This is a genomic window from Brucella tritici (assembly GCF_008932285.1).
Taxonomy (GTDB): domain Bacteria; phylum Pseudomonadota; class Alphaproteobacteria; order Rhizobiales; family Rhizobiaceae; genus Brucella; species Brucella tritici.
Window position 1 is genome coordinate 245,118 of record NZ_WBVY01000004.1, and the last position, 25,558, is coordinate 270,675.

The following is a 25,558-nucleotide window of genomic DNA, read 5'->3' on the forward strand; positions in this document are numbered from 1 at the left end:
ATTGGCACGCCGTTTTTCCAAATCCGATACCGGTCGATCCGCGCGGACCGAACGGCGTGCAGCCAAAGCAAAATCCGCTGATGGAAGGAACGATCCCAATGCGTTCCTTCCAACCCGCGAAGAGGTTCTCAAATATATTGAGGAGAACCCCGATCGGGCAGGCAAGCGTGAGCTGGCAAAAGCATTCAACATCAAGGGGGATGCCCGGGTCTATCTGAAAGACCTCCTGCGCGAGCTCTCCGACGAGGGCTTGGTCGAAAAACGCACCCGCAAATTGTCTCGTCCTGGTGCGTTGCCTGCAGTTACCGTGCTTGATATCACCGGGCGCGACGAGGATGGCGGTTTACTAGCACGTCCGTCGGAGTGGGATGAAGCCGCTTATGGCAAGCCTCCCGTCGTCCTGATCCGCCGCACCCGGTTGAACAAGTCCTCCGAAGGCGGCCCGGCTGTTGGCGTGGGTGACCGCGTTCTGGCAAAAATATTCCGCAGTGAGGATCGGGACGGACCGGATTATACCGCCCGGGTAATGAAGCGCCTCGAGCACCGTACAAATGCGGTGCTCGGCATTGTGCGCAAGCTTGGCAATGGTGAATGGCGCCTTGACCCGGTAAACCGAAAGCAGCCGGAGGTGCAGCTCGACCCGGCACAACTCGAAAATGCCGAAGCTGGCGATCTTGTTGAAGTCGACCTGATTTCCTCGCGCCGTCAGGAGTTGCCACGCGGCAAGGTTCGACAAGTGGTCGGGTCTATCGACAGCGAAAAAGCCCTGTCGATGATTGCTATTCACGAGCATGAAATTCCGCATGTTTTTCCAGCGGAAGCGCTGAGCGAGGCAGAAGCCGCCCAGCCTGCGGCGATGGACGGCAGGGAAGACTGGCGCGATATTCCGCTCCTGACCATCGATCCGGCTGATGCCAAGGATCATGATGATGCGGTTTACGCCGAGCCGGATAAGGACCCCGAGAATCCGGGCGGCCAGATTGTCATTGTGGCTATCGCAGACGTTGCAGCCTATGTTCGGCCAGATTCCGCGCTTGATCGCGAAGCACAGAAGCGCGGTAACTCGGTCTATTTCCCCGACCGGGTCGTACCAATGCTGCCCGAACGGATTTCAAACAATCTCTGTTCGCTTCGTGAACTTGAAGATCGCCCCGCTCTTGCCGTTCGTATGATTTTTGCGGCTGATGGACGCAAGAAGTCGCACAAATTCCATCGCATCATGATGAAATCGGCGGCTAAACTCAGCTATTCGCAAGCGCAGGCTGCCGTTGATGGCGCGCCGGATGACAAGACCGCGCCGATTCTCGATGGCATATTGAAACCGCTGTGGAACGCCTATGCCGTACTGAAGCGGGGGCGCGATGCCCGCGAACCGCTGGAACTCGACCTGCCGGAAAAGAAAATTCTGCTCACGCCCGATGGCAAGGTGGATAAGGTTATCGTTCCAGAACGGCTCGACGCGCACAAGCTGATCGAAGAGTTCATGATTCAGGCGAATGTCGCTGCCGCAGAAACATTGGAAGCGCGCCGCCAGCCGTTGATTTTCCGCATTCACGATGCACCGGCGCTTGCCAAGCAGGAAACCCTGCGTGAGTTCCTGCGCACGCTTGATCTAAACCTTGCCAAGGGTGCGGAGTTGCAGCCCGCTCAGTTCAATCGGATTCTTGAAGCCGTTGAAGGCTCGGATCATCAAGAACTGGTCAATCAGGTCGTGCTGCGCACACAAAGCCAAGCGGAATACAACCCTGATAATATCGGACATTTCGGCTTGCATCTGAGCCGTTATGCGCATTTCACCTCGCCGATCCGCCGTTACGCCGACCTCATCGTTCACCGCGCTCTGATCAAGGCCCTGAATCTTGGAAGTGACGGATTAACGACAGAGGAGGAAGCGCATCTCGAAGAAATCTCCGCACTCATCTCCTCGACCGAACGTCGCGCCATGCTGGCCGAGCGTGAAACTGTTGACCGTCTCATTGCACACTTTCTCGCCGCACATCTTGGAGACGAATATGAAGGGCGCGTTACGGGCGTAACGCGGGCCGGTCTTTTCGTGAACCTTGCGACATATGGCGCGGATGGGCTGGTACCCATTTCAACTTTAGGTCATGAATACTATTTATATGACGAAGCGAACCATGCGATTGCCGGTGAACGGAGCGGTAAAGGCTTCCGGCTTGGTGATACAGTGACGGTTCGGCTTGTAGAAGCGCTCCCCGTTGCGGGCGCGCTTCGTTTTGAGATGGTTTCGGAACCGCATCCTCTGCCAATGGCGACCCGCTCGCATCACAAGGCAAGCCGGACGATGCGTGGGCGAAGGGGTAAACCCGCGGGTATTCCGCGTCAGAAGAGAAGAGGTCGCTGATGAGCACGCTAGAGGCCAATTCCGCGCAAAATGTGCAGGTTTTCGGCGGCGAAAACCCCAAGGCCATTCACCCGAAACGCCCTTTGGGGGAAGCGATGTGGCGCGGTTTTCGCGGACGTTGCCCGCATTGCGGTGAAGGAAAGCTTTTTCGTTCATTTGTGAAACCAGTTGCGCAATGTTCCGTGTGTGGCGAAGACTACACAGAACAACGCGCCGACGATCTTCCTGCATACCTCACCATTTTGATCGTGGGACACGTGGTTGTAGGCGCTTTCATGGGCGTGGAAGCAACCACCAATCTGCCACTCTGGGCTCATATGGCGATATGGGGACCGCTGACGGTGATTATGTCGCTGTTGCTTCTCCAACCCATGAAAGGTGCGACCATTGGCCTGCAATGGGCGCTCTATATGCATGGTTTTGGGGGTAAGGGCGAAGGCGAATATGGCGACGTGACCTGAAGGTCATCATGACCGCCATGGTTCAGCCCCCCTCCTCGTCAGTCAAAGCCGCGAAAGCTTTGCGACCGCGCGACGCCGCATCCCTGTTGCTTGTCGACAGATCGGGCAGCAAGCCGCGAATTCTCATGGGCAGACGCCACGCCAGCCTTGTGTTCATGCCTGGCAAGTTTGTCTTTCCAGGCGGTCGTGCCGATCCTGTAGACGGCGCTATCGCCGCTGCGGCTGAACTCAATAATAATGATGTTGCCAAGCTGCTCGCAGGCATGGGGGCTCGTGCATCGCTGCGTCGCGCCCGTGCCCTCGGCCTATGCGCTATTCGCGAAACTTTTGAAGAGACCGGCCTCCGCATAGGGCAAGCTACCTCGGCTCCAATCGCTTTACCCACACACCGCGACTGGTCAGCCTTCCTCGACAACGGCGTGATGCCAGCCTTGAACAGCCTGCGCTATTTTGCCCGTGCGGTAACGCCGCCGGACAATGTTCGCCGGTTTGATACCCGCTTTTTTATCGCATTTCGCGATCAGATACCGGAGCTGGACGGGCAATCGCTCGTTCCAAGTGGCGAACTGGAGGATCTGGACTGGGTTTCCATCGATCAAATCGATAAACTCGACGTCGCTCATATAACTCAGGCTATCCTGAAGGAAGCCCGCGTGCTTCTGTCGGATACCAAACTTGAACTGCCTTCCACCTTGCCAGTGGTGCAATATTGCAAGCGGCATGGCCGCTTTGTTCGCGAAGTGATCTGAAACCTATGAATAAAGAAATCCAACCTGCCGATCTTGTCCCGCAAGAACCAGGCGGCGGGCCGGCAGTGGGCCAGATGCACTGGCGCTCACTTGCTGCAGCCATAGCCACGATCAGTGCGGTTGGCGCAGCAATCGGCTTGGGTATTCCGCTTCTAAGCGTTCTCCTGGAAAGTCGTGGTCATTCCGCGAGCCTGATCGGCGCCAATACGGCCGTCGCAGGATTGGCATCCATCGTTGCCGCTCCGCTGGCCGCTCCCATCGCCGCACGATTGGGTGTGGTCAAGGCGATTTTCCTCATGCTTATCATCGGAAGCGGAGCCTTTCTCGGCTTCCACTTCTTTCAACCGCTCTGGGCTTGGTTTGCGCTACGCATCGTCCTGCATTTTGCATTGACCGTGCTTTTCGTTCTGTCCGAATACTGGATCAATGCCTCGGCGCCGCCTGAAAAGCGCGGGCTGGTGCTCGGTATCTATTCCACCTCGCTTTCACTAGGTTTTGCATTCGGACCGTGGCTGTTCTCGAAGATCGGCAGTACGGGCGGACTGCCATTCTATGTCGGCTTCGTCATTATCATGATAGCCCTCATACCGGTTGCATTCGCGTGGCGGGATAGTCCCGACTTCGAGGAGGGCGAACACGTCCCCTTTCTGCCCTTCATCTTTGCCGTTCCAACCGCGACCATGGCCGTCTTCGTCTTTGGTGCTGTGGAAACCGGTGGCTTTGCCCTCTTTCCAGTCTTCGGTGCGCGTATCGGTTATCCGGAAGCAGACGCAGCACTTCTGCTCACAATGATAGGTCTGGGCAATGTGCTGATGCAAATTCCACTAGGCCTCGTCAGCGATCGTATTTCGGATCGCCGCAAGCTTCTGCTTTTCTGCGCCACAACGGGCCTGATCGGTATGATCGCCCTGCCCTATCTCATGCTGCACTGGTATCTCATGGCGGCGATCCTGTTCCTTTGGGGCGGCGTAGTGGCCGGGCTCTACACAATCGGCCTCGCGCATCTCGGTTCTGAATTGACCGGGCGCGAACTGGCATCCGCCAATGCTGCCTTTGTGTTCTGCTATGCCATCGGCATGCTTGCGGGACCGCAGGCCGTTGGCGTCGGCATGGACATGCTGGGACCGAAGGGATTCCCGATGACACTCGGCGTGTTTTTTGCCGCATATGCACTGTTTGCGGCGGGAAGACTGCTTTTGCGGAAGAAGCGGGCTTGACTTTTCGCCGCCAATACGTAGTGTCGCGCCAAATTTCCGCTGCCGGATGAGATTACCGGAATCGCTGGAGGTTTCCATCCATTGAGCATGATCCCGAAGATTGGGAACCGGTTTTCGGGATCATGCTCCGGCAAAGATACAGAGCAGGTAATTCGATATGGCCAAGGCTACGACGATCAAGATCAAGCTTTTGTCGACCGCTGACACCGGCTTCTTCTACGTAACGAAGAAGAACAGCCGCACGATGACGGAAAAGATGACAAAGACCAAGTACGACCCGATTGCGCGCAAGCACGTCGAGTTCAAGGAAACGAAGATCAAGTAATTCGTTTCGGGTCGTCATCGACAAGACGATTGAAATAAAAAGCCGTCTCTCATGAGACGGCTTTTTTTGTTTCCAAGCTTCGTTCAATCCTCAGGCTGCTGAGGAGACGATACGGTTACGGCCAGCTTTCTTCGCCTGATAAAGCGCAGCATCCGTCCTGGAGAAAAGCGCGTCGGCACTATCCCCCACCAGTCTCAGCCCTGCAATCCCCATGCTGATGGTCAGGTTGACCTTGTGCTTGCCATTGGCGACCGCGAATGGCATGTCTGACACGGCAATCCGAATTCGTTCGGCAACAGCCTTCGCGGCCTCTACATCGCTGTCTGGCAGCACCACGACAAATTCCTCTCCGCCGTAGCGACACATGAGATCCATCCCACGGATGTTCTTGCGCAGGCGGATCGCAAATTCACGAAGAACATCATCACCGGCATCATGCCCGTATTGGTCATTGATCCGTTTGAAGTGATCGAAGTCGAGCATGATGATCGACAATGGCCGCTCGCGCCCCATGGCGCGGGTCAGCAGGACAGGCATATGCGTATCGAGATAACGGCGGTTATGCAGCCCTGTGAGGCTATCCGTAACCGCCATGGTGATGGTGCGGTTGAGGCTTTGTCGCAAAAGGTCGTTGTAGCACTTCCGTTTGATCTGGGTTCGCAAGCGCGCAAACAGCTCCAGCTTCTCAAGCGGGCGCATCAGATAGTCGTTTACGCCAAGCTCCAGCGCGCGCACCACGAGCGCTCCCTCATCTTCCCGTACGACGAGAATGATCGGCACCAGCCTGGTGCGCTCTATGGTTCGCAACTGCGAACATAGACGAAGCGGATCGTAATAAGTAAAATTGGCTGAAACGACGATACTGTCGTAATCCGTATCTATCGCCCGGATCAAAGCCGTGTTGGCGTCGCTGGCCACATCGACACGATAGGTCTCCCCAAGAATGAGACGAAGTCGCGCAGCTGCCAGCTCATCTTCATCGACAACGAGAATGCGCGCCACCTCGTCCTTATCAGCATAATCCCCCCCCATTTTGCTTGCCAGCAGCGTTTCCACCTCTGTATCGGCAATAGTGCCCGTCCGCTGGAAAAGCTCGTCAGAGACCAGCTTCAGCCGCGCCAGACTCTTCACACGTGACAATAACTGAAGATCGCTGACCGGCTTCGACAGAAAGTCGTCAGCACCTGCTTCGAGGCCGCGAATCTTGTCCTCCGCGCTGTCAAGCGATGTCACCATGACAACGGGAATATTGGATGTACGGGGATCATCCTTCAAGCGACGGCATACTTCAAAACCGTCCATCTCAGGCATCAGTACGTCGAGGAGGATAACGTCAATCTGCCCACCCAGGCAAAGCTCGATGGCTTCAGGACCGCTAAAAGCCGTCACAACCTCATAATATTCCGAGAGGAGCCTTGCCTCGAGGAGCTTTACATTGGAATCCACATCGTCAACGACGAGAATTCGTGCAGTCATGATGCCCCTCGCCCTAATTTCCGCTAAGCGTCGCCCAGATAGGATTTGATTGTTTCTATAAAGCGGGGCACCGATATCGGCTTGGAAATATAGGCTTCGCAGCCACCTTGCCGAATGCGTTCCTCATCCCCCTTCATGGCAAATGCCGTTACCGCAATGACCGGAATGTGCCGCAACTCGTCATCGTCCTTCAGCCATTTCGTGACTTCCAGTCCAGACACTTCAGGAAGCTGTATGTCCATGAGAATCAGATCGGGCCGGTGTTCACGCGCGAGATCGAGCGCCTCGAGCCCATTTCTCGTCCGGATCGTCTCATATCCGCTGGCTTCGATAAGATCGCGAAACAACTTCATATTGAGTTCGTTGTCTTCGACGATCATCACGCTTTTCGGCATCGAAAATTCCTTGGTCTTATTCCCTGCAGCAACCCGGCATTTGCTCGATTTTCTTATCCGCCAGAAAGTCCCCACTTCTTAGACTGCGGATAGTTTAACCTCATTTCATTGATGAAAGGCAAATAATTCCATTGTTCCTCGAATGAGCGACCGTTACACATTCGACGAAGCAACAGAAAAAGCGGAGAAACCACATGAAAACGCTGATGAGCCAAGCGGATGCGGAAGCGATCGCTATCGAAGCGTTGGCATGGCTGGCGCAAGACAAGGACCTGCTGCCTCGCTTCCTCGCTCTGACAGGCATTGAGGCTACGTCGATCCGACAGGCAGCACGTGAACCTGGCTTTCTGGCCGGTGTATTACAGTTTTTTCTGACGCATGAGCCGACGCTGCTGCGCTTCTGCGAAGAGGCCGACCGCGATCCGGCAACGATCGAGAAAGCCTTGTCATATTTGCCCGGCGGCCTGAACCAGCACCTTTAGCGAAGACCTCAATCTGCAATTTAAAAGCCCGGCTGAACCGGGCTTCTTGGTAATTATTCAGCAGCAGGATTTGCCGCAGAAACCTCGGCTTGGTCCGACACCGACAACACGTTCAACTCGTGCTGCTTGCCATCACGTGCCGTCCAGGAAATTGACTGGCCGGGCGCAAGGCCGATCAGCGCAGTGCCGATAGGTGTCAGAATCGAAATCTTGCCCTGCGCAATATCCGCTTCGCCCGGATATACCAGCGTCACCCGGCGCTCCTGCCCATCATTGGAACGAAACTCCACGGTAGACCCCATGTGAATCACGTTCTGTGGCAACCGCTTCGCAGGAACGACTTTCGCGCGATCAAGTTCGACCATCAACTCTTCGGCGATCTCCTCGAGACGTTCCGAAACATTGGTGGCCAGCCCCATCAGACGCTCATAGTCGATTTCGCTGACAACGATATTGGGCTTCTTGCGATTCTTTCCGCTCATGGCGAGTGCTCACTGCTGTTGAAAGGTAATAAATCTCCGTGCTGTTTCTGCACGAAGCCGTTCAGATTGATTTTGGTGAAAGCGCTTATTTGAAATCCGCTTTTGGACAAGCGGCGTACCGTCCCCCGGAGTTCCCCTGCGCTAGGCAGAACTCGAGGGTAGCTATCCCGTGATCGGATAAACCCGATGAAGTATGGATGCAAAACGGTTGTTCATAGTGCTAAACTTGGTGATATTCCCGGCAATGTCAAGTGTAAGACCAACCAGGGGCACATATCCCCATGGCACTTCAGCCTTTCGATGCTATAAAAGGATGTTCCTTTTATGTTCATCAATCGGGTCGTCCTCATGGCTGACACCACTGCCCTCAACAGTTCGGAAAAAGGTGTATGCCGCGATTGCCTTGCGCCGCAGAAATCGGACACAAGCAGGCGATGCCATGCATGTGGGAGTCCTCGCCTTCTCCGTCATAAGGAGCTGTATAAGCTCTCACTGGCACATATTGATTGCGACGCTTTTTATGCATCGGTTGAAAAGCGGGACAATCCGGAACTGCGGGACAAACCGCTCATCATCGGCGGCGGAAAGCGCGGCGTCGTGTCGACGGCCTGCTATCTCGCCCGAATTCATGGCGTACGATCTGCCATGCCCATGTTCAAGGCGCTGGAAGCATGTCCCGACGCCGTTGTCATCAAACCAAACATGGAGAAATATGTTCGCGTGGGTCGCGAGGTGCGGCAGATGATGCGTGACCTGACCCCACTTGTTGAGCCTCTATCCATCGATGAAGCTTTTCTGGATCTGAGCGGCACGGAGCGACTCCATAAGGCGCCACCTGCAATCGTTCTCGCAAATTTCGCCAAGCGCGTAGAGGATGAAATAGGCATCTCCGCCTCGATCGGGTTGTCCTATTGCAAGTTTTTGGCCAAGGTTGCGTCTGATATCGAAAAACCGCGCGGGTTTTCCGTTATCGGTAAAGCAGAAGCTCTGACGTTTCTGCGCAACCGATCCGTCAGCACCATCTGGGGGGTCGGCAAGGCTTTTGCCGCCAAACTGGAAAGTGACGGAATTAGATCGATTGGCCAGCTACAGACGATGGAGGAAGGAGCACTCATGAAAGCCTACGGCACCATGGGTCAGCGCCTTTACCGTCTCTCCCGAGGTCAGGACAGCCGGAAGGTAGAGCCGGACCAGGACATGAAAAGTGTTTCAGCGGAGACAACCTTCAACAGCGACCTGTCGGAAGCAAACGATCTCGTTCCTGTTCTTCGCGCACTCGCCGAAAAAGTCTCGCGGCGGCTAAAAGCGGGTGAGATAGCCGGACGCACCGTCGTTTTGAAACTGAAGACCCACGATTTCAAATCACGTACCCGCAACCGTCAGCTTTCCGATCCGACCCAGCTTGCAGACAGAATCTTTCGCCACGGATTGCAACTGCTTGAAAAAGAACTGGATGGAACGCGATTTCGCTTGCTAGGAATTGGAGTTAGCGAGCTTTCTTCAAGTGATCGCGCCGACCCACCCGATCTCGTAGACACTCAGGCTACCAAGCGCGCTGTCGCGGAAAATGCCATCGACAAATTGCGAAACAAATTCGGATTAAGCGCCGTCGAAACCGGCTATACCTTCTCCAAAGGCAATCTGGCACGCCCGCAGATGCCGCCAGATCGAGACGACCAGCAGTGAATTTACAAAGCACGAAGAAACCTTTGTAGAAATTTCCTACATTTGCCTCTAACGGCTTGACGAGACCGGTCTGTATCAATATTGGAACGGACCAAGGCGTTGCCAATTGATTTGGCACCCGCCCTACGGAAGGCCTCGTGGCGGAGTGGTTACGCAGAGGACTGCAAATCCTTGCACCCCGGTTCGATTCCGGGCGAGGCCTCCAATTTTCTCATAATATATTCAATAAGTTATGCGACTTGGCGTCAATATTAGCCCTGCTGGCCTTGTCGCATCATGCTGCGAATTGATTCCCATAAATTACAATGGGTTATAAAAAAAGTCCGGCAAATCCGTACGACATGGAAAGCAACATGCTCGACTCTGTTTGCCCCCTCTCGCGAACAAAACACAAACATCGGAAGGCAACCCAATAGCGTCACAAACATGCTTGGTGGCGTGTGTGCCCGCGATCAGGTCCGGCGATGTTATCGCCATGGCATGGAAGCCCAAGCGCTTATCTCTCCAGGCTTTCACCCAGCTCACTGCGAGACAAAAGATTGCCTTAATTCAAGCAAACATAGAATTATTCTAAGTTGGAGAAATTCTATGTCACGCTCCGAATACACCCCCGTTCAGAAGTTTTTGCATTGGACCGTTTTTGTCCTGGTTTTGTGTGCTTACCTCATTACGTTCGGCGAAGACTTCTATTCACGAGGTTCACCGGAACGGGTAACCGTGTGGTGGTTACACTTCTCATTGGGATTATCGCTGCTCGCCTTTGTGATCTGGCGGCTATTAGCCAGAGCCACGTCAACTGTGCCGCCACTCCCAAGTTCGATGACACACTTAGAAAAGACCGCTGCCAAGTTTGCACATCACCTCCTTTACGCTCTTCTAGTGTTGATTCCGGTGCTCGGTATCTGGCTTGCTGAATTACGGGGTAATGAGTTGTCATTCTTCGGACTATTCAAGATTCCGCAATTCATAACCCCTGACCGAGAACTTGCGGGTTCTGTCAAGGAAGTTCACGGTTTTCTGGCGAATGCCATTCTGATCGTAGCAGGCCTACACGCACTTGCGGCGGTCTGGCACCAGTTCTACAAAAAGGATAACGTTCTCAAGCGGATGCTTCCGTAGTCCTAACGTTGAGGCTTATCGGTTACGAGCCTTCACCAAAATCCAAATCAGGACGACCATCACGACGAGCCCAATCGCGAAACCGACAAGGCCGCCATAAATTGCGCCGTAACTCCCCCCGATTAATGCACCGACGCCAGCTCCTAAAATCAGGAGAATAAGTGGTGGCATGCAACCGATCATTAGAAAGCCCTTATAGAATATCATCGTTGTAGCCTACCCGCACCTGACAGGCGAATTTGGGAGAACCAACCCTTCATACATCCCGCCTATTATTGACCATCCTCACAAGCTGCGGCCTCATATTCTCGTGAAGAGAAAAGGGCTCGCGGGTATAACGCCTGTTAAGAGTAACCGGTGTTCCGACTCCACGTTGTCCCGCCTTCTTGATCTGTGATTGCCTATCCGGCAGTGTAATATGAGTCTGAAGTCTGTTGTCGGCCAGAACCAGACACGACATTGCACAGCGAGTACGCTCAGACGTATCGATAGCGTCCTTGCCACCGCAAAAGGATCGAGCGATGCCTTTCATTTACATCGTAACAGATTGTGAGTTTGACGGCCCCGTACCAGGGCGACACTCAATGCTGTCGTTTGGTTCTGTAGCTGTAGCCGATACAGGAGAGGTTCTCGGAGAGTTCGAGGCGGTCTTGGAACCTCTTCACGGGGCAGAAAACGATGCGGCGACCATGGATTTTTGGCGCAGGCACCCCGAAGCATGGGCCGCAGCAACGGAGAATGCGCAGCCACCAGAAGCTGTCATTTTGCAGTTCGTCTCTTGGATAAAGGCGTTTGATAAAGAACCTATATTCGCAGCTCATCCGGTTTCACTCGATGGGCCTTGGTTCGACCACTATCTGAAAACGTTCACCGGTAGGTCATTGTTTGAGGGGCCTTGGATTACAGACCGGCTCTTCCGGTATGCCCCGCTTTGTCTGATGTCCATGGTCGCTGGAAAGACCGGTCGAGATTATTGGAATTGCGACGTAGAGCATTATCCATCTGAATGGCTCGGCGACATCGAACACACGCACCGCGCCATTGATGATGCACGAGGTTATGGCAACCTGTTGAGTTTTCTGCTCAGACAGAAATGATCGCTCGACGCCCGCTGATGGAGCGAAATGCCCCTCCCGTCTTGGCGGCGGATTTCGAAGATTCTAAAGCATCATGGTCAAGTTGCGACCAGGACACGGCTTATTGTTAAGAGGACATTGCATATTGTTAATATGGCGCTTTCTATCCGTGTAACTTTTTCTGTGAGATAGTAATCGGCATGAGAACTCGTACACTCATCCGGGCCAAACATTCGGCAACAACAGCGCTGAGAGCACTGTGCCTTCTCGTGCCAATCGTTGTCGCCCTTGTGGTTGTCTATTTAATTGTGGCTTACGACACGGACCGGAATACAGTCCAAAATACCGGTATACCCGGCGCTACCGAACCAACGAGCAAATAGAACAAAAACGATGCGCTAACGAAGCGCACCCTCCAGATAATTAATTGGCAAGCTAGGCTGTTGAAGTGCCCGTCAGGACGCCCAGGCGGGCCCAAGAAACAGTGGAGCAGCGATCAGACAGGACAAGAACCTGCCTGCCAGTTCGTTGGCCGCAAGAAGAAACCGACAAATCGCTGCGTTTTCTATGCCGTCGCGTTTGGTCGACATGACCGCTGTTCTCTTTCAGTCAACCGCGAGGGCTCGGAATCATTCCCAACTAAACGGTTCAACACCAACAATCATATCAACTGACTGAGAACCAAATAGGTGCCCCCACCGCAGATCGCAGCAAGCATTAGAAACTTCGTCAACGGAAGCTTTTCGATCCAATCAATTGGCGAGATATGAGGTGCTTCTACGCCATTTTTCTCAAGCATTATCCCCTCCCATTATAGTTTTTGTATTATTTTTATCATACGATCAAAATTTGTCATCTTCCACTTTGGTTTACTGTTTTTCAGCCGCAGGTGTGCAGGAACGCCAGGATGAAAACCAGCGTGAGAAACAGATAAAGCAAATATTGAAACAATTGGCACGTATACAGTATAGTCGATATTGATGCATTGGGTGGGACATAAATTACATTTGGCAGGAGAGCCAACTATGTCACCGAAGCTCAAAGCCGCCCTCGTCGGTGCAATCATCGCCGTCGTTGTCGGTTTCGCCGCGTCGCAAGGGCTAATTAGCCAACAGACGGCAGAAGACATCAAAGCCAAGACAAATGAAGTCCTTGCAGAAGAACCCGCTCCAGCACCTCAACAGCCTGCTCCGGCCCCCACCGAAGCTTCGCAACCGCAAGAAAACGATGCGCGAGCACAATGAAGGCTTAAAGCCGCTTCATTCCTCCTCCAGAGCGTGTTTCGATCTGTTTAAACCAGATCGGCGCGCTTTGACTGTTTATTTCGACGCGCAGCTTCCCCGAAAACCGTTTCACATTTTTCTGGTTAGGCTCAGTAGTCACATAAGTGGACCGTCGAAATATGAACGGGGGTCTGCTGGCATAGATGCCCAACCCGATGTCAAAAGGAGCTGAAATTCACCACCATGCCATGCGGCATATGTCATATTTCATCAAAGACGCCTGCAACCTCACCCCCATAAGCACAACAGGGCGCAAATCTCGCTTGGGTCGGAGAGAGACATCAGTTGAAGAGGCTCATCTGTAGTCCACGGTGTCATAGCTGCCCGCTATTCGTAACGCATTGCGGAGCAAACGTTAGAGCCCGTGTAATAACCAAATCCCCATATGAATAACTTTCTCACTCGAGATGTTTGTTTCATCAACTTCATGGAGGTACAATATTAGACTGCACCTCCATGAGTCAGTAGGTTAGCTACCATAGTGAAAGTCACCCATAAGCCAACCGATCTGTTGGGGCCTGTCGTCCACGCCAGACCGTTCCGAAGAAGTGTCACACCTCTATTGGATCAGATGAACAATCATGTGGGCACAGACCGCAACTACAAAAACAGCCGCGAAGCCGGATTCGAGACGAAAATACCAAGGCATTGCCATTCTCCAATCATGGTTAACAGATGGCTAACCAACGCACGAAGAACGATTTGGTTCAAAACGGATAAGCGAGGATCGACATTCGCGTCGCATAAAAAGTCATAATGGAAGAAACGTTCTCATAGACGAGCGCCCACGGTGGCGTGATAGCTTAGTGGGCATAAAGGCCTCAGAGCAATTTTCTTGTGGTCAAACCCAGGTCCATTCTGCGTGGTCGCCACCGAATCCAAATTGACTGAGACAGCCACGGCGAGCTGAGCACTCGCCTAACAAGACCAACCGTACTTATATCGATAAAACTTCAGCTTTGAGAAAGATTATAACCAAGCAACTTCAAGATTGAAGTGGCTCCCCGGGCCGGATTCGAACCAGCGACCAACCGGTTAACAGCCGGTTGCTCTACCGCTGAGCTACCGGGGAACAGGTGCTCGTCGTGTCAGCGAGGTGGCGTATAGCAAAAGGATTTCGCGTTTGCAAAGGGCTAAATCCATTTTTTTTCATCTTTTTGCATTATCCCCTCGAAACCCTATATTCTCTGGGACGTTTTACTCCTGTGAATTGTAACATATTAGTCCGAGAGATGCCCCTGTGAATGACGAATCCGCAGAAACGCCCCGAAAAAAAGCCATCGTGATTCTTGGTCGGCGAATCCCGATGCCACAATCAGTCATGATGCGGCGCATGCTTGGCGGCACACTCGTTGTCGGCGGCTCGCTGGGTTTTCTTCCGATTCTCGGTTTCTGGATGCTTCCACTCGGATTAATCGTCCTTTCTCATGATTCTCATCGCGTCCGTCGCTGGCGCCGCAGAAGCGAAGTGCACATCTGGCGCAAATGGGTGAAACGGAAGCCGTCCGACATATCGAGCTGATCAATTTGCAGATCGATATCCCGCGCTCAAACCAACTCCGATAAAGAGCGACCGCCCCAGCAGACCGAGCATTGGGAAATTGTCACTGCAAATGACGATAACTCTATTTACGCAGTTCCCCTGGTGTCAGTTGTCGATGTTTTCGCAACGCCGTCGTTAGATGGCTCTGGCTGGAAAAATTCAAAAGACGCGCAATCTCGCTTATTGGCTCGACCGTCTTTCTGAGACGTCGTTCGGCCTCATCAAGCCTCAGCCCCATCAGATATTGATGCGGCGTCTGACCAAAACTATTTCGAAAACATGTCGAAAAGTGCCCCGCTGAGATTCCCACCAGTGCGGCCATATCCGGCACAGAAAGAGCTTTATGAAAATTTTGGCTGAGATAAGCTTCAATCTGCTGGCACGCTGATTTGCTGAGTCCGGCTTTATTATCGCTTGAAACGCGATCATTCAAAGCAATGTGCGCTAGTGTGCGCATAAGAACCAAACTGAGAGCAGTTAGGTAGGGCTTATCCTGCCCGCCGCGCCGACAGACCTCATCCCATATCAAATGAGATAGTGAAATAGATTCTTTGCACGAAATTTTTTCAACGTTCCTGGTGCCATTGATTTCATAGAATCGGGGCTCAAGACAGAACGTTTCCCGCAAAAGATGCTCTTCAGGCTGCATAATTATAATTTCAATCGAATCCGGCCAGTCGATTGATAAATCGACAGAAGCAGGAACGATGAAAACAGTTCCAGCCGAACAGTTGGACTGCTCAACCATCTGCGCGGAGGAGCACCACTTTAGATTGCGAATCTGCTCGCGCAAGACAATGATGGTCGTATCGGCTCCACAATAAATAGCTGGCCCAACTTGGGTTGTGGTACAGGTCAAAGTGCTATTGCTTGATATCGCTTGCACTTGCCGAAAAATCCTTCCATCAGCCCCATCTTTCGCAATAACTGGGTGTAAATCAATCACTAAGCTCACCCTCACATTTATTCGTTCAATATGAAAATTGAGAACAAGGACATACAGCTCGCTGATGGACTGCGCACTTCTTCTCCATTGTGCCTCCATCGAAAGCTCAACTTCAAAACTTTAAATTTTCACTCGAATACAATTTAAGCGTGTATTTTCAATTTGCAATCAGAATCTTGTTAGCTAACCTCTTTCATTTAATGCAAATGATTTGCAATAGCACTTGATCGTGGATTGACGATCAGTTATGCAATTGCAACTGATTGGCAACAAGGATTTGGATATGCTGCGTCGCGTTTTACGAACAACGGTGCTCAGTTTTCTGAGCGGGGCTCTTCTCTGGACAAGCGCAAGCGCTGCACTTGCGGAAAAATTCAAGGCCGTGACGACATTCACTGTTATCGCCGATATTGCCCAGAATGTTGCGGGTGATGCCGCGATAGTCGAGTCGATCACAAAGCCAGGCGCCGAGATCCATAATTATCAGCCAACTCCCGGTGATCTGATCAAAACACAGGATGCGAAGCTCGTTCTCTGGAACGGTCTTGGGCTGGAACTATGGTTCGAAAAATTCTTCTCGCGTCTCAAAGACGTTCCGAATGCAGTTGTCTCGGACGGCGTTGAACCAATCGACATCAGCGAAGGGCCCTATAGAGGCAAACCAAACCCCCACGCATGGATGTCGCCAAATGCGGCCCTGATCTATGTTGATAACATACGGGATGCTTTCGTTAAAAACGACCCCGCAAACGCTGATACCTACAAGGCCAATGCCGAAGCCTATAAAACGAAAATTAAGGCCACAATCGATCCCATCCGAGTGCAACTGATGGCTATTCCGGAAGATAAGCGCTGGCTTGTTTCCAGCGAAGGCGCATTCTCCTATCTCGCACGGGATTTCGGCCTGAAGGAACTTTATCTCTGGCCAATCAATGCCGACCAGCAGGGCACTCCTCAGCAGGTGCGAAAAGTGATTGATGCAGTACGTGAGAACAACATTACGGCGGTTTTCTCGGAGAGCACCGTCTCCCCTGCTCCAGCCGAGCAGGTGGCCCGCGAAACCGGCGCAAAATACGCTGGCGTTCTTTATGTCGATTCCCTTTCAGAACCCGATGGACCCGTGCCAACCTATATCGAACTATTGAAGATCACTTCGGGTACGATTGCGGAAGGACTCAAACAATGAATGCTCCCGTGGACCTTCACGCCAATACCTCCGCAGCGCTGAATAACGGTGCGACCGATGGTATCCATGTGAGGGAGGCGACCGTCACATACCGCAACGGTCATACGGCTCTGCACAATGCAAGTTTCGCAATCCCAACCGGAACGATTACAGCGCTCGTCGGCATCAACGGGTCCGGCAAGTCGACCCTCTTCAAGGCGATCATGGGATTTGTGAGACTCGCCAAGGGGGAGATATCCATTCTCGGAATGCCGGTTGAAACTGCACTCAAGAAGAACTTTGTGGCTTATGTCCCACAAAGTGAAGACGTTGACTGGAACTTTCCGGTTCTCGTCGAAGATGTCGTCATGATGGGCCGCTACGGCCATATGGGCATGATGCGCATCCCGCGCCGCGCCGACAAAGAAGCCGTAGAAAAAGCGCTTGATCGCGTGAATATGCTCGAATTTCGTCATCGACAGATCGGTGAGCTTTCAGGCGGGCAAAAGAAACGGGTATTTCTTGCGCGAGCGCTCGCACAAGACGGGCGCGTCGTTCTTCTGGATGAACCCTTCACTGGCGTAGATGTGAAGACCGAAGAAGCAATCGTCACACTTCTTCGCAGTTTGCGAGATGAGGGGCGCGTCATGCTGGTCTCGACCCACAATCTTGGCAGTGTTCCCGAATTCTGCGACCGAACCGTATTGTTGAAACGAACGGTCCTTGATTATGGACTGACTGCTAAAGTGTTCACGCAGGCAAATCTCGAAAAGACTTTTGGCGGCGTGCTGCGCCATCTCGTGCTGGACGAGACTGATCGTTCAGGTCGGGCTGCGGTCAGCGTTATCACCGACGATGAACGCCCGTTCGTTGTTTATGAAAACGAGAGTTCCGCCACCCACAAACGGAGCCTGGAACAATGACCTTACTGCTTGAGCCATTCAGCTATAGCTACATGCTGAATGCGATGTGGGTTTCGGCATTGGTTGGCGGTGTCTGCGCCTTTCTTTCAGCTTATCTCATGCTGAAAGGTTGGTCGCTCATCGGCGACGCCCTTTCACATTCCATCGTTCCCGGGGTAGCAGGCGCCTATATGCTCGGACTGCCCTTCTCCATTGGAGCTTTCTTTTCAGGTGGCCTCGCTGCTGCAGCAATGCTTTTTCTCAACCAGCGGACAAGGCTGAAGGAAGATGCGATCATCGGCTTGATCTTTTCGTCGTTCTTCGGGCTCGGCCTCTTCATGATCTCGCTGAAGCCAACGGCTGTCAGCATTCAAACCATCGTTCTCGGTAATATCCTCGCCATCACGCCAGAAGACACGCTGCAGTTGGCAGTCATCGGCTTCGTTTCCCTGTCGCTTCTTCTTTTGAAGTGGAAAGACTTGATGGTGGTGTTCTTCGATGAAAACCATGCACGTTCGATTGGTCTCAAGCCCAATCTGTTGAAAATCATGTTCTTCACATTGCTGTCGGCATCGACTGTCGCTGCCATGCAGACGGTAGGCGCCTTTCTCGTCATCTGCATGGTAGTGACGCCCGGTGCAACCGCGTATCTGCTGACGGACCGATTTGCGCGACTGCTCTGGATTGCTGTCGCAATCGGCGCCATCACAAGCTTCACAGGTGCCTATGTGAGCTATTTTCTGGACGGCGCGACGGGAGGCATCATCGTGGTTCTCCAGACGCTGATTTTCCTCAGTGTATTTTTGCTTGCTCCAAAGCACGGACTACTGGCCGCACGCCGCAAGGCAGCAATCGCTCTCAGGGAGTTCCAGCAATGACGATTCTAAATATGCTGGCCGCCCCGTTTCAGTTCGAGTTCATGCGCTATGCATTAGCCATTTCGGTACTAATCGCCATCCCGACAGCATTGTTGTCATGCTTTCTTGTCCTCAAGGGCTGGTCATTGATGGGCGACGCGATCAGCCATGCCGTTCTCCCGGGGGTAGTGGTCGCCTATATTATCGGAATACCCTTCGGTATCGGAGCCTTCGTAGCGGGCATGGCTTGCGCCCTTGCAACCGGCTACCTCACCGAAAACAGCCGCATCAAGCAGGATACGGTGATGGGCATCGTATTCTCCGGCATGTTCGGTCTTGGCCTAGTTCTTTATGTTGCGATCCGCTCAACAGTGCATCTCGATCATATCCTGTTCGGCGATATGCTCGGGATAACATCCGGCGACATGATCGAAACGGCCATCATCGCCACACTGACCGCCGGCATTCTTGTCGTCAAATGGCGCGACTTCCTGCTGCACGCTTTCGATCCGGCACAAGCCAGAGCGGTCGGTTTACCGGTCCGCCTTCTGCATTACGGTTTGCTTTGCCTGATTTCGCTGACGATTGTCGGCGTTCTTAAAGCAGTAGGTATCATCTTAGCCATCGCCATGTTGATTGCGCCAGGTGCAATTGCGTTTCTGCTCACGCGCAAATTCAGCACCATGATGCTGTTCGCCGTGACAATTGCAGTCAGCGCATCTTTCTTTGGTGTCTACCTGTCTTTTTTCATCGACAGCGCACCCGCTCCAACAATCGTTCTGCTGATGACTGTTATGTTCTTCGCCGCGTTCATCTACTCTTCCCGGCAAAATGCCAAATTCGAAGAGCGCGCAGAAGAAGTTTGACTGACGACTGATACAAGCCGGTTCCTATACACTCTCCGTCAGACCTGCTTGCGTGCGACGTAGACAGCTTTGCAAAGCTGTCCACGTCTTCGTCTTTACGTCATACAGCTGTTATGAAATCTCGTTAAACAGCCTTCAAATGACGTTCCATAATGGAACTCAAGACAGTTTTTCCCGCGCAATTTCAATTTTGCGGCTTGTCGAGGTTGTTTAAAGATGCTTCAATCCGATTTGCACGGCTGTGCAGAAAAAATAAAATCAGCCGGCGATCCTGGGGAGGAGACGCCTATGCCAGCGTTTTTGGAGGTGGCGGACGCGCGCGTTCGCTATGGCAATAATGAAGTTCTCAAAGGCGTGAACCTATCCGTCAAGAAGGGTGAGTTCGTCGCGCTTCTCGGCTCTTCCGGTTGCGGTAAAACAACATTGCTGCGCGCAATAGCGGGCTTCAACATGCCATCAGGCGGCGCAATCCGGGTAGACGGCAGAGATGTCACCCGACTGCCCCCGGACAAACGCGGCATGGCACTTGTCTTCCAGTCTTACGCGCTCTGGCCGCATATGACTGTCGCACAGAATATGGGCTATGGCCTGCGTATTCGCGGCGCAGCGAAGGAGACCATCAAACAGAAGGTCGAAGAAGTCGCTCGCCTGCTGGGGCTGGACTCTTTACTAGAGCGCAAACCCGCTGCCCTTTCCGGTGGACAGCGCCAACGTGTCGCCCTCGGGCGTGCCCTCGCCATTCAGCCCGACATCCTGCTTCTCGATGAGCCGCTCTCCAATCTCGACGCACGCATCAGACTATCGGTGCGCCATGAGATCAGCGCCTTGCAGCGTCGCCTCGGTATCACAGCAGTTCATGTGACGCATGATCGAGAAGAAGCTATGGTCATGGCCGACCGCATCGTCATCCTCAACAATGGTGAAATCGCCCAGGCGGGCGCTCCAGAAGAGGTCTACAACCATCCGGCCTCGGATTTCGTCGCAGCATTCATGGGTGCTGAAAATCTGATCGAAGTACCAATCCAGATCAAGGCTGACCATATCGAGATCGCAGCAGGGGCGAACAACAAAGCCAGTACCATTTCGGCAGGGCGCCGAAATCTGTCCGATGGCATGGCATCGGCACGTTTCCGCAGCGAAGCTGCCCGCCTCTCTGCGCTTGGGACTGATCAAAACTCCCCGAGGTCCGAACTAGCGCTCAACGGTACGGTCGAGCAGACCAGTTATCCCGGTGGCCTTTGGAGGCATATGATCCGTGTTGGAGATCGGCACATCATGGTTGACGCTCAGGAAAGCCACCAACCCGGAGCCAACGTAGAAATCCGCATACCCGAGCATGCTCTGTTTCTATTCGACAAATAGCCAAGTACCTGTGGCGTTTTCGTCAGCGCTTAATAATGCGTCGTTTAGTTAAAGAAGGCCAGAGAGCGGAATACGGCATTCGTCAAATTTCAGCTGCACAGCTGTGCACAGTAAACTTGATTTCTGCCGGCACCAATACGGGGGACCCCCGTTCAAATTCATTTTCACGGGCAATTTTGCCCGCGGATGCCACTGTTTCCGATAAACACCACTGATGCGCTGCATCTTCTTTCAATCACAAGACCGGGAATCCCGGTTCAGACAGGAGTCCTTTTCATGAGAACTATCCTGAACGCAGCAATGGCAATCGGCCTTACCGTTGCACCCGCCGCTGCTGATGAGCTTACCGTCATCACCGCAGGCGACCAGAACATGGTCGATTATATCAATCAATATCTTGGACCATTATTCGAGAAAGAGAACCCCGGAACGACCGTTCGTGTTGTTGGGACAGGTCCCGGCGATGCAGGCTCGCAAAAGGTTCTCGAACGTTTTGAAGCCCAATCCAAGGCCGGCGTGGAAAAATGGGACACCGACGTTGCAGTCGTCCACGAGAAATTCGTCGGACCGATGGTAACGGCAAAGTTTCTCGAAAATTATCGCGGCAAAATCGACAGTGGTAAGTTGGTGACACGTGAGAACGCGAAAATGGCGCTCGGCACCGACGTCGACGGTTACGTCATGCCGATGTTCAACAGCCAGACCGCACTTGCTTATAACCCTGCTCTCGTTGCCAATCCTCCGAAGAGCTATGACGAGCTCGTCGCATGGGCCAAGGACAACCCGAAGCAGTTCGGTTATAATGGCATTAAGGGCGGCGCGTCGGGCGTGAGCTTTGTCATGGGCTGGATCTATGCTTATGGCGGCGACGCAGACAAGCTGATGAAGGGGCCATTCGAAGAGGGCGAAGCGAAGAACTGGGACAAGGCATTCGCCTCGCTCAAGGACTTCACGAAGAATGCCACCCTCACCCCCGGCAATGCTGGCACACTCGACATGTTGAGCCGCGGCGAAATCGCGATGGGACCAGTCTGGGTAGACATGTTTTATTCGTGGAAAGCGAATGGTCAGCTTCCGCCAGAAATGAAGCTTGTCCTGCCTGCTCCCGGCATGCCCGGTCAGCCGATGCATTATGTGATCCCGGAAAAGAGCGCGCACAAGGAACTGGCCGAAAAATTCGTCGCATTGGCGACGAGCCCGAAAGTACAGGCCGAAGGTATTGTAAAGCGCTTCAACTGGTATCCGGGCATCGATGCCGACCACGTCAAGGCAGAGCTTGACGGTGAAACCTGGAATAAGCTCTTCACCGATATTTCGCCGGATGACCTTGCGAAATACGGTAAGCCCTTCCCGATCGCACCTTATAACACCGCGATTCTGGAGGCTTATGAGCGTCAGGTCGGTAACTAAGCCCGACAATCCCGCTTTCTATCGGGGCGCTTTGACGAACTTGGTTCCATGCAAAGCGCTCTGATGTCGATGCCGGATATGCAATCAAGGCACCACGAGCTTGTCCGGCACTCCACATTGTCATGAGGTTTCGAATGTCGCATCGACTGACGGGGATTCTTCTTGTCGCGCCCGCATTGGCGATCGTCCTGTTGCTGTTCATCGTACCGCTTTTTGGCGCTATCACCGGGGCTTTCTACGTTTCCGGTGGATGGGGAACCGGCAACTTCACCAAAGCATTCGAACTGTATTCCAGTGACATCATCTTCACTTTTGTCATCGTCACGCTGTCGTCGTTGCTGATTGCTTTATTCTCCATAGCTATCGGTGGCTATCTAACGCTCGGCTCCAATCCACGCGCTGTCACTGTTCTGCGCTGGCTTTATCGGTGGCCGCTTTTCATCCCCTTCATCGTCGTTGGTCAGATACTTCGCACCTTCCTTGCCAAGAACGGATTGATGAACAGCCTGCTTATCGAAACAGGGCTTCTAACGCCCCTACAAGCCATGAGCTTTCTCGACTGGCGTGGGATCGTCATCGCATTTGTCTGGAAACAGACGCCATTTGTCACGTTATTGCTGGCGGGTGCCATGGCATCCATTGATCGCAGCACAATCGAATCCGCTCGCAATCTTGGCGCGGGACGGCTGCGCATTCTCATCGAGATCGTCCTCCCTCAAGTCCGCCAGACATTGCTCGTTGGATTGATACTGAGCTTTGTCACCATGATGTCCGTTTTGTCCGTGCCGTTGATGATCAACGCCCAGTCGCCGACGATGATCACAGCGAATATGGCATTTCGTATCAATGCTTATGGGGATTACGGCGTCGCAAATGCACTGGGTACAATCTCCCTTCTTATGACCAGCCTCGTCGCCTGGGTTTATCTCCGCCAGACCATGAAGGAACGCGGCCAATGAGCAACATCATCGACTGGCGCTGGATACCACGTGGCATATTGCTCGGCCTGCTCGCCTTCGCGATTTTCGGACCGCTCGCCAATCTGCTTTTATGGGCGGTCGCTGAACGTTGGTATTTCCCGCACACATTGCCGCTTCAATATGGATTCTCATTCTGGGCGAATGTGTTTTCGCCTCGCGGCAACGCGCTCTCGTCACTTGGCACGAGCGTGCTTATTGCAGGCCTTACAGTGATCGTTTCACTTGGCCTCGCCATTCCCGCCGGTTATGCTCTCGCACGATTGAAATTGCCGTTTCGTGGACTGATCCTGCTGACGCTGCTGATCCCGCAGGCCTTTCCAAACCTGCCCGTTTACGTGAACATCGCGCAGATGTTCTACTCGTTTGGGCTGAATGGCACGATCACAGGTGTTGTTCTGGTCCACGTGACCCATGGGCTGGTCTATGCCGTATGGATCGCAACAGCGGCGTTTTCGGCAATCGATCGTGAGCTTGAAGAAGCGGCGCGCTCAATGGGCGCTTCAGCCCTCAAGACATTTTTCGACATCACTCTGCCAATAGCCGCACCCGGTTTGCTTGCAAGCGCGATCTTCGTCTTTCTTGAATCGCTTGATGAGTTCACCGGTACTTATTTCGTGGGAGCTCCTGATATTTCCACCCTGCCCTTGCTACTCTATACAGCGAGTTCAGGCGGCAATTATCAAATCGCGTCGATCAGCGCATTGATATTGCTGGTGCCATCAATTGCCTTCATGTTCGTGGTCGAGCGCTTCCTCAGGGCCGATGTCCTTTCAAAAGTAGGGCGGTAAAATGCCAGATAAAGAAACGCAGCGAGAACCGGACAGCGCGGATAACCAGCCACGGTTCATCAGCGCGCATGAAGTCGCGCTTGAGGCGGGCGTCTCTCGCTCTGCGGTGTCCCGAACCTTTACTCCGGGTGCCAGTGTCTCGCCTGCAACACGCGAAAAAGTGCTGAAAGCCGCTGAGAAGCTTGGCTATCAGGTCAACGACCTTGCGCGCGGCCTCCTTGCTAATCGCAGCCGTATCGTCGGAATGATTGCGGCAGACCCGGACAGTCCTTTTCGTTCACGCCAGATTGCAGCACTTTCCCGTCGGCTTGCAGCACGCGGCAGTGTGCCGGTGTTGATTCCGACCGGCCAGCATGGAGAAAATCTCTCTGCCGCCCACGAAACGCTGCTGCGTTATCGCGCCGAAGCGACGGTGGTTCTTTCCGGCATGCCTTCCTCTTCATTTGTCGAGCTGGCGCAGAGAAACGGCCAGACCCTGATCCTCGTCGGGCGAACCGAAGAGGGAGCCGATCATATTCATATCAACAATCGACTTGCCGCCGAAACGGCTGTTGAAATCTTCGCGGCACGAGGCATGAAAAATCTCGGCCTCATAACGTCGAATGTCGGCAGCCTCAATCTGGTTGAACGTGAGGAAGCTTTCATCGCCAAAGGCAAGAGCCTTGGATTGAGCGTCAGTGTTCAGCGCGGCAACCTGACCGATTACGACGGCGGCTACGGCGCAGCGTCTCTGCTACTTGGCGAACGAGAGCGTGTCGAAGGTGTGTTTTGCGTCAACGATCTTATGGCATTCGGCCTGATGGACTGCGCACGTGACGTTTTCAATCTTTCCGTTCCCGACGATATTTCAGTCGTCGGTTTCGACAATGTCACCGAAGCACGCTGGGGGTCCTACCGGCTAACAACGTTCGACCAGAATGCCGAACGCCTTTCCGCTGAAATCATACGCTTGCTCGATGAGAGGCAGGCTGCGCCAAATGCGCCGCCTCAGACAGTTGTACTCGAACTACCGCTCATTTTGCGGAACAGCGTCAGAGCACTTAAAAGCGAACGCGGCGTTCGAGGGATGCCAAATCAATGACTTTCCACTCCATCTGGTTACGTCCTGCGCGCGATGACCTCAAATTTCTTGAATCCATTGTCGCAGAACTGGCAGGTCGCTTTGCTTCGCCCGTATTTGAACCACACGCGACACTCGTACCCGATATGAAACGCTCGGCAGACGAATTGCTGCCGCTGGTGCTCAGCCTTGCGGTCGGCCGCAAACCTCTGGATGTTCTTATTGAAGACGTGACTGGAACAGAGGCTTATTTCCGCTCTTTCTACGCCAAACTGCAGAAAACGCCCGCACTGATGGCACTGAAGCAGGATTCACTGGACATATCAGGAGAGAAAGACATCTCGACTTTTCTCCCCCATGTTTCGCTTGCCTATGGCGTTGCCGATAAGGCTTCGCGTGCAACGGAGATGGCTCACCTGACAAGATCACTTGCTGGTCGCAATCTACGCTTCGACCGAATGGTGATCGTCAGCTCCTCAAGCGAGACGCCAATCGATCAATGGATCGTCAAACACGAAGTTTATCTTGCCGGATAGAAAAAGCCCACCAGTTGGCGGGCTTCT

At 53.3% G+C, this 25,558-nt stretch carries 26 protein-coding genes and 2 tRNA genes; 22 read left to right on the forward strand and 6 right to left on the reverse strand.

The genetic code is table 11. The features are described from left to right. Position 1: 1 nt before the first annotated feature. From rnr to rpmG, 5 genes are all read left to right on the forward strand, one after another. Positions 2 to 2,365 (forward strand): ribonuclease R, encoded by a 2,364-nt coding sequence (gene rnr / locus F9K94_RS15690; RefSeq protein ID WP_151646790.1) that lies wholly within the window; start codon positions 2 to 4, stop codon positions 2,363 to 2,365. Next, a complete protein-coding gene (locus tag F9K94_RS15695; RefSeq protein WP_151646794.1) occupies positions 2,365 to 2,826 on the forward strand; it encodes a DUF983 domain-containing protein in 462 nt (153 codons plus the stop codon). Before rnr ends, F9K94_RS15695 begins: the two co-directional genes overlap by 1 nt. Positions 2,827 to 2,834: 8 nt before the next feature. Continuing rightward, positions 2,835 to 3,575, forward strand: coding sequence for an NUDIX hydrolase (locus F9K94_RS15700; protein WP_151646796.1), 741 nt, complete (start codon positions 2,835 to 2,837; stop codon positions 3,573 to 3,575). A gap of 74 nt (positions 3,576 to 3,649) precedes the next feature. Continuing rightward, positions 3,650 to 4,792: an MFS transporter gene (locus tag F9K94_RS15705; RefSeq protein ID WP_061345772.1), complete on the forward strand. Its 1,143-nt coding sequence runs from the start codon at positions 3,650 to 3,652 to the stop codon at positions 4,790 to 4,792. Positions 4,793 to 4,949: 157 nt separating this feature from the next. After that, on the forward strand, positions 4,950 to 5,117 hold the full coding sequence (rpmG, locus tag F9K94_RS15710) for a 50S ribosomal protein L33 (RefSeq protein ID WP_002966024.1): 168 nt from the start codon (positions 4,950 to 4,952) through the stop codon (positions 5,115 to 5,117). Positions 5,118 to 5,207: 90 nt separating this feature from the next. Here rpmG and F9K94_RS15715 read toward each other — a convergent pair whose 3' ends face one another. Both F9K94_RS15715 and F9K94_RS15720 read right to left on the reverse strand, forming a co-directional pair. Further along, entirely contained in the window at positions 5,208 to 6,593 is a 1,386-nt protein-coding gene (locus F9K94_RS15715; protein WP_151646798.1) for a PleD family two-component system response regulator, read from the reverse strand. Positions 6,594 to 6,616: 23 nt separating this feature from the next. After that, a complete protein-coding gene (locus F9K94_RS15720; protein WP_010658876.1) occupies positions 6,617 to 6,988 on the reverse strand; it encodes a response regulator in 372 nt (123 codons plus the stop codon). Positions 6,989 to 7,182: 194 nt separating this feature from the next. Between F9K94_RS15720 and F9K94_RS15725 the strand changes: the two genes are divergently transcribed. Then, a complete protein-coding gene (locus tag F9K94_RS15725) occupies positions 7,183 to 7,470 on the forward strand; it encodes a DUF3572 domain-containing protein (protein ID WP_151646800.1) in 288 nt (95 codons plus the stop codon). A 53-nt stretch (positions 7,471 to 7,523) separates the two neighbouring features. Here the strand turns inward: F9K94_RS15725 and rnk are convergent, their stop codons facing one another. After that, positions 7,524 to 7,952, reverse strand: a complete 429-nt coding sequence (gene rnk, locus F9K94_RS15730) for a nucleoside diphosphate kinase regulator (protein ID WP_061345769.1) — start codon at positions 7,950 to 7,952, stop codon at positions 7,524 to 7,526. A gap of 348 nt (positions 7,953 to 8,300) precedes the next feature. Between rnk and F9K94_RS15735 the strand changes: the two genes are divergently transcribed. From F9K94_RS15735 to F9K94_RS15750, 4 genes are all read left to right on the forward strand, one after another. Then, the gene (locus F9K94_RS15735; RefSeq protein WP_151647690.1) at positions 8,301 to 9,638 is read left to right on the forward strand and encodes a DNA polymerase IV; all 1,338 of its coding nucleotides are present in this window, start codon (positions 8,301 to 8,303) and stop codon (positions 9,636 to 9,638) included. Between the two features lie 131 nt (positions 9,639 to 9,769). Further along, positions 9,770 to 9,843 (forward strand) — tRNA-Cys (locus F9K94_RS15740). Positions 9,844 to 10,226: 383 nt separating this feature from the next. After that, the gene (locus F9K94_RS15745) at positions 10,227 to 10,757 is read left to right on the forward strand and encodes a cytochrome b (protein ID WP_061347154.1); all 531 of its coding nucleotides are present in this window, start codon (positions 10,227 to 10,229) and stop codon (positions 10,755 to 10,757) included. Positions 10,758 to 11,278: 521 nt separating this feature from the next. Further along, positions 11,279 to 11,854 (forward strand): 3'-5' exonuclease family protein, encoded by a 576-nt coding sequence (locus F9K94_RS15750; protein ID WP_061347153.1) that lies wholly within the window; start codon positions 11,279 to 11,281, stop codon positions 11,852 to 11,854. A gap of 640 nt (positions 11,855 to 12,494) precedes the next feature. Here F9K94_RS15750 and F9K94_RS24450 read toward each other — a convergent pair. Beyond that, positions 12,495 to 12,632 carry a hypothetical protein gene (locus tag F9K94_RS24450; RefSeq protein ID WP_192799514.1) on the reverse strand — a complete coding sequence of 46 codons (138 nt, stop codon included), beginning with the start codon at positions 12,630 to 12,632 and terminating at the stop codon, positions 12,495 to 12,497. Between the two features lie 226 nt (positions 12,633 to 12,858). Between F9K94_RS24450 and F9K94_RS15755 the strand changes: the two genes are divergently transcribed. After that, positions 12,859 to 13,077 (forward strand): hypothetical protein, encoded by a 219-nt coding sequence (locus F9K94_RS15755; protein ID WP_151646802.1) that lies wholly within the window; start codon positions 12,859 to 12,861, stop codon positions 13,075 to 13,077. 1,036 nt (positions 13,078 to 14,113) lie between these two features. Here F9K94_RS15755 and F9K94_RS15760 read toward each other — a convergent pair. After that, positions 14,114 to 14,188, reverse strand: a tRNA-Asn gene (locus F9K94_RS15760). A gap of 234 nt (positions 14,189 to 14,422) precedes the next feature. Here F9K94_RS15760 and F9K94_RS15765 point away from each other — a divergent pair. Continuing rightward, positions 14,423 to 14,638 (forward strand): hypothetical protein, encoded by a 216-nt coding sequence (locus F9K94_RS15765; protein WP_407922049.1) that lies wholly within the window; start codon positions 14,423 to 14,425, stop codon positions 14,636 to 14,638. A gap of 103 nt (positions 14,639 to 14,741) precedes the next feature. Here F9K94_RS15765 and F9K94_RS15770 read toward each other — a convergent pair whose 3' ends face one another. Continuing rightward, a complete protein-coding gene (locus F9K94_RS15770) occupies positions 14,742 to 15,704 on the reverse strand; it encodes an AraC family transcriptional regulator (protein ID WP_151646807.1) in 963 nt (320 codons plus the stop codon). Positions 15,705 to 15,888: 184 nt separating this feature from the next. Between F9K94_RS15770 and F9K94_RS15775 the strand changes: the two genes are divergently transcribed. The 10 genes from F9K94_RS15775 to F9K94_RS15820 all read left to right on the forward strand — a co-directional run bounded on the left by F9K94_RS15775 (position 15,889) and on the right by F9K94_RS15820 (position 25,531). Next, positions 15,889 to 16,791: a metal ABC transporter substrate-binding protein gene (locus tag F9K94_RS15775; RefSeq protein WP_151646808.1), complete on the forward strand. Its 903-nt coding sequence runs from the start codon at positions 15,889 to 15,891 to the stop codon at positions 16,789 to 16,791. Continuing rightward, positions 16,788 to 17,693: a manganese/iron ABC transporter ATP-binding protein gene (locus tag F9K94_RS15780; protein ID WP_235920630.1), complete on the forward strand. Its 906-nt coding sequence runs from the start codon at positions 16,788 to 16,790 to the stop codon at positions 17,691 to 17,693. The genes F9K94_RS15775 and F9K94_RS15780 overlap by 4 nt, the downstream gene beginning before the upstream one ends. Further along, positions 17,690 to 18,550 carry a metal ABC transporter permease gene (locus F9K94_RS15785; protein WP_151646810.1) on the forward strand — a complete coding sequence of 287 codons (861 nt, stop codon included), beginning with the start codon at positions 17,690 to 17,692 and terminating at the stop codon, positions 18,548 to 18,550. Before F9K94_RS15780 ends, F9K94_RS15785 begins: the two co-directional genes overlap by 4 nt. Further along, a complete protein-coding gene (locus F9K94_RS15790) occupies positions 18,547 to 19,395 on the forward strand; it encodes a metal ABC transporter permease (RefSeq protein WP_151646812.1) in 849 nt (282 codons plus the stop codon). Before F9K94_RS15785 ends, F9K94_RS15790 begins: the two co-directional genes overlap by 4 nt. Before the next feature lie 288 nt (positions 19,396 to 19,683). Then, positions 19,684 to 20,757: an ABC transporter ATP-binding protein gene (locus tag F9K94_RS15795; protein ID WP_151646814.1), complete on the forward strand. Its 1,074-nt coding sequence runs from the start codon at positions 19,684 to 19,686 to the stop codon at positions 20,755 to 20,757. A 276-nt stretch (positions 20,758 to 21,033) separates the two neighbouring features. Continuing rightward, complete coding sequence (locus F9K94_RS15800) at positions 21,034 to 22,167, forward strand: ABC transporter substrate-binding protein (protein WP_192799515.1); 1,134 nt, start codon at positions 21,034 to 21,036, stop codon at positions 22,165 to 22,167. Positions 22,168 to 22,301: 134 nt separating this feature from the next. Beyond that, entirely contained in the window at positions 22,302 to 23,126 is an 825-nt protein-coding gene (locus F9K94_RS15805; protein ID WP_061347147.1) for an ABC transporter permease, read from the forward strand. Continuing rightward, complete coding sequence (locus F9K94_RS15810) at positions 23,123 to 23,935, forward strand: ABC transporter permease (protein WP_029927273.1); 813 nt, start codon at positions 23,123 to 23,125, stop codon at positions 23,933 to 23,935. The genes F9K94_RS15805 and F9K94_RS15810 overlap by 4 nt, the downstream gene beginning before the upstream one ends. A 1-nt stretch (position 23,936) precedes the next feature. Continuing rightward, positions 23,937 to 25,016, forward strand: a complete 1,080-nt coding sequence (locus F9K94_RS15815) for a LacI family DNA-binding transcriptional regulator (protein WP_151646816.1) — start codon at positions 23,937 to 23,939, stop codon at positions 25,014 to 25,016. Next, on the forward strand, positions 25,013 to 25,531 hold the full coding sequence (locus F9K94_RS15820; protein WP_061347145.1) for a haloacid dehalogenase: 519 nt from the start codon (positions 25,013 to 25,015) through the stop codon (positions 25,529 to 25,531). Before F9K94_RS15815 ends, F9K94_RS15820 begins: the two co-directional genes overlap by 4 nt. The last annotated feature ends 27 nt before the right edge of the window (positions 25,532 to 25,558 follow it).

Excerpts from the sequence above, each read along its gene's own strand:
- F9K94_RS15695 (WP_151646794.1), top strand. The coding sequence starts at position 2,365 with ATGAGCACGCTAGAGGCCAATTCCGCGCAAAATGTGCAGGTTTTCGGC.
- F9K94_RS15700 (WP_151646796.1), top strand. The coding sequence starts at position 2,835 with ATGACCGCCATGGTTCAGCCCCCCTCCTCGTCAGTCAAAGCCGCGAAA.
- F9K94_RS15705 (WP_061345772.1), top strand. The coding sequence starts at position 3,650 with ATGCACTGGCGCTCACTTGCTGCAGCCATAGCCACGATCAGTGCGGTT.
- rpmG (WP_002966024.1), top strand. The coding sequence starts at position 4,950 with ATGGCCAAGGCTACGACGATCAAGATCAAGCTTTTGTCGACCGCTGAC.
- F9K94_RS15715 (WP_151646798.1), bottom strand. The coding sequence starts at position 6,593 with ATGACTGCACGAATTCTCGTCGTTGACGATGTGGATTCCAATGTAAAG.
- F9K94_RS15720 (WP_010658876.1), bottom strand. The coding sequence starts at position 6,988 with ATGCCGAAAAGCGTGATGATCGTCGAAGACAACGAACTCAATATGAAG.
- F9K94_RS15725 (WP_151646800.1), top strand. The coding sequence starts at position 7,183 with ATGAAAACGCTGATGAGCCAAGCGGATGCGGAAGCGATCGCTATCGAA.
- rnk (WP_061345769.1), bottom strand. The coding sequence starts at position 7,952 with ATGAGCGGAAAGAATCGCAAGAAGCCCAATATCGTTGTCAGCGAAATC.
- F9K94_RS15735 (WP_151647690.1), top strand. The coding sequence starts at position 8,301 with ATGGCTGACACCACTGCCCTCAACAGTTCGGAAAAAGGTGTATGCCGC.
- F9K94_RS15745 (WP_061347154.1), top strand. The coding sequence starts at position 10,227 with ATGTCACGCTCCGAATACACCCCCGTTCAGAAGTTTTTGCATTGGACC.
- F9K94_RS15750 (WP_061347153.1), top strand. The coding sequence starts at position 11,279 with ATGCCTTTCATTTACATCGTAACAGATTGTGAGTTTGACGGCCCCGTA.
- F9K94_RS24450 (WP_192799514.1), bottom strand. The coding sequence starts at position 12,632 with ATGCTTGAGAAAAATGGCGTAGAAGCACCTCATATCTCGCCAATTGAT.
- F9K94_RS15755 (WP_151646802.1), top strand. The coding sequence starts at position 12,859 with ATGTCACCGAAGCTCAAAGCCGCCCTCGTCGGTGCAATCATCGCCGTC.
- F9K94_RS15765 (WP_407922049.1), top strand. The coding sequence starts at position 14,423 with ATGCCACAATCAGTCATGATGCGGCGCATGCTTGGCGGCACACTCGTT.
- F9K94_RS15770 (WP_151646807.1), bottom strand. The coding sequence starts at position 15,704 with ATGGAGGCACAATGGAGAAGAAGTGCGCAGTCCATCAGCGAGCTGTAT.
- F9K94_RS15775 (WP_151646808.1), top strand. The coding sequence starts at position 15,889 with ATGCTGCGTCGCGTTTTACGAACAACGGTGCTCAGTTTTCTGAGCGGG.
- F9K94_RS15780 (WP_235920630.1), top strand. The coding sequence starts at position 16,788 with ATGAATGCTCCCGTGGACCTTCACGCCAATACCTCCGCAGCGCTGAAT.
- F9K94_RS15785 (WP_151646810.1), top strand. The coding sequence starts at position 17,690 with ATGACCTTACTGCTTGAGCCATTCAGCTATAGCTACATGCTGAATGCG.
- F9K94_RS15790 (WP_151646812.1), top strand. The coding sequence starts at position 18,547 with ATGACGATTCTAAATATGCTGGCCGCCCCGTTTCAGTTCGAGTTCATG.
- F9K94_RS15795 (WP_151646814.1), top strand. The coding sequence starts at position 19,684 with ATGCCAGCGTTTTTGGAGGTGGCGGACGCGCGCGTTCGCTATGGCAAT.
- F9K94_RS15800 (WP_192799515.1), top strand. The coding sequence starts at position 21,034 with ATGAGAACTATCCTGAACGCAGCAATGGCAATCGGCCTTACCGTTGCA.
- F9K94_RS15805 (WP_061347147.1), top strand. The coding sequence starts at position 22,302 with ATGTCGCATCGACTGACGGGGATTCTTCTTGTCGCGCCCGCATTGGCG.
- F9K94_RS15810 (WP_029927273.1), top strand. The coding sequence starts at position 23,123 with ATGAGCAACATCATCGACTGGCGCTGGATACCACGTGGCATATTGCTC.
- F9K94_RS15815 (WP_151646816.1), top strand. The coding sequence starts at position 23,937 with ATGCCAGATAAAGAAACGCAGCGAGAACCGGACAGCGCGGATAACCAG.
- F9K94_RS15820 (WP_061347145.1), top strand. The coding sequence starts at position 25,013 with ATGACTTTCCACTCCATCTGGTTACGTCCTGCGCGCGATGACCTCAAA.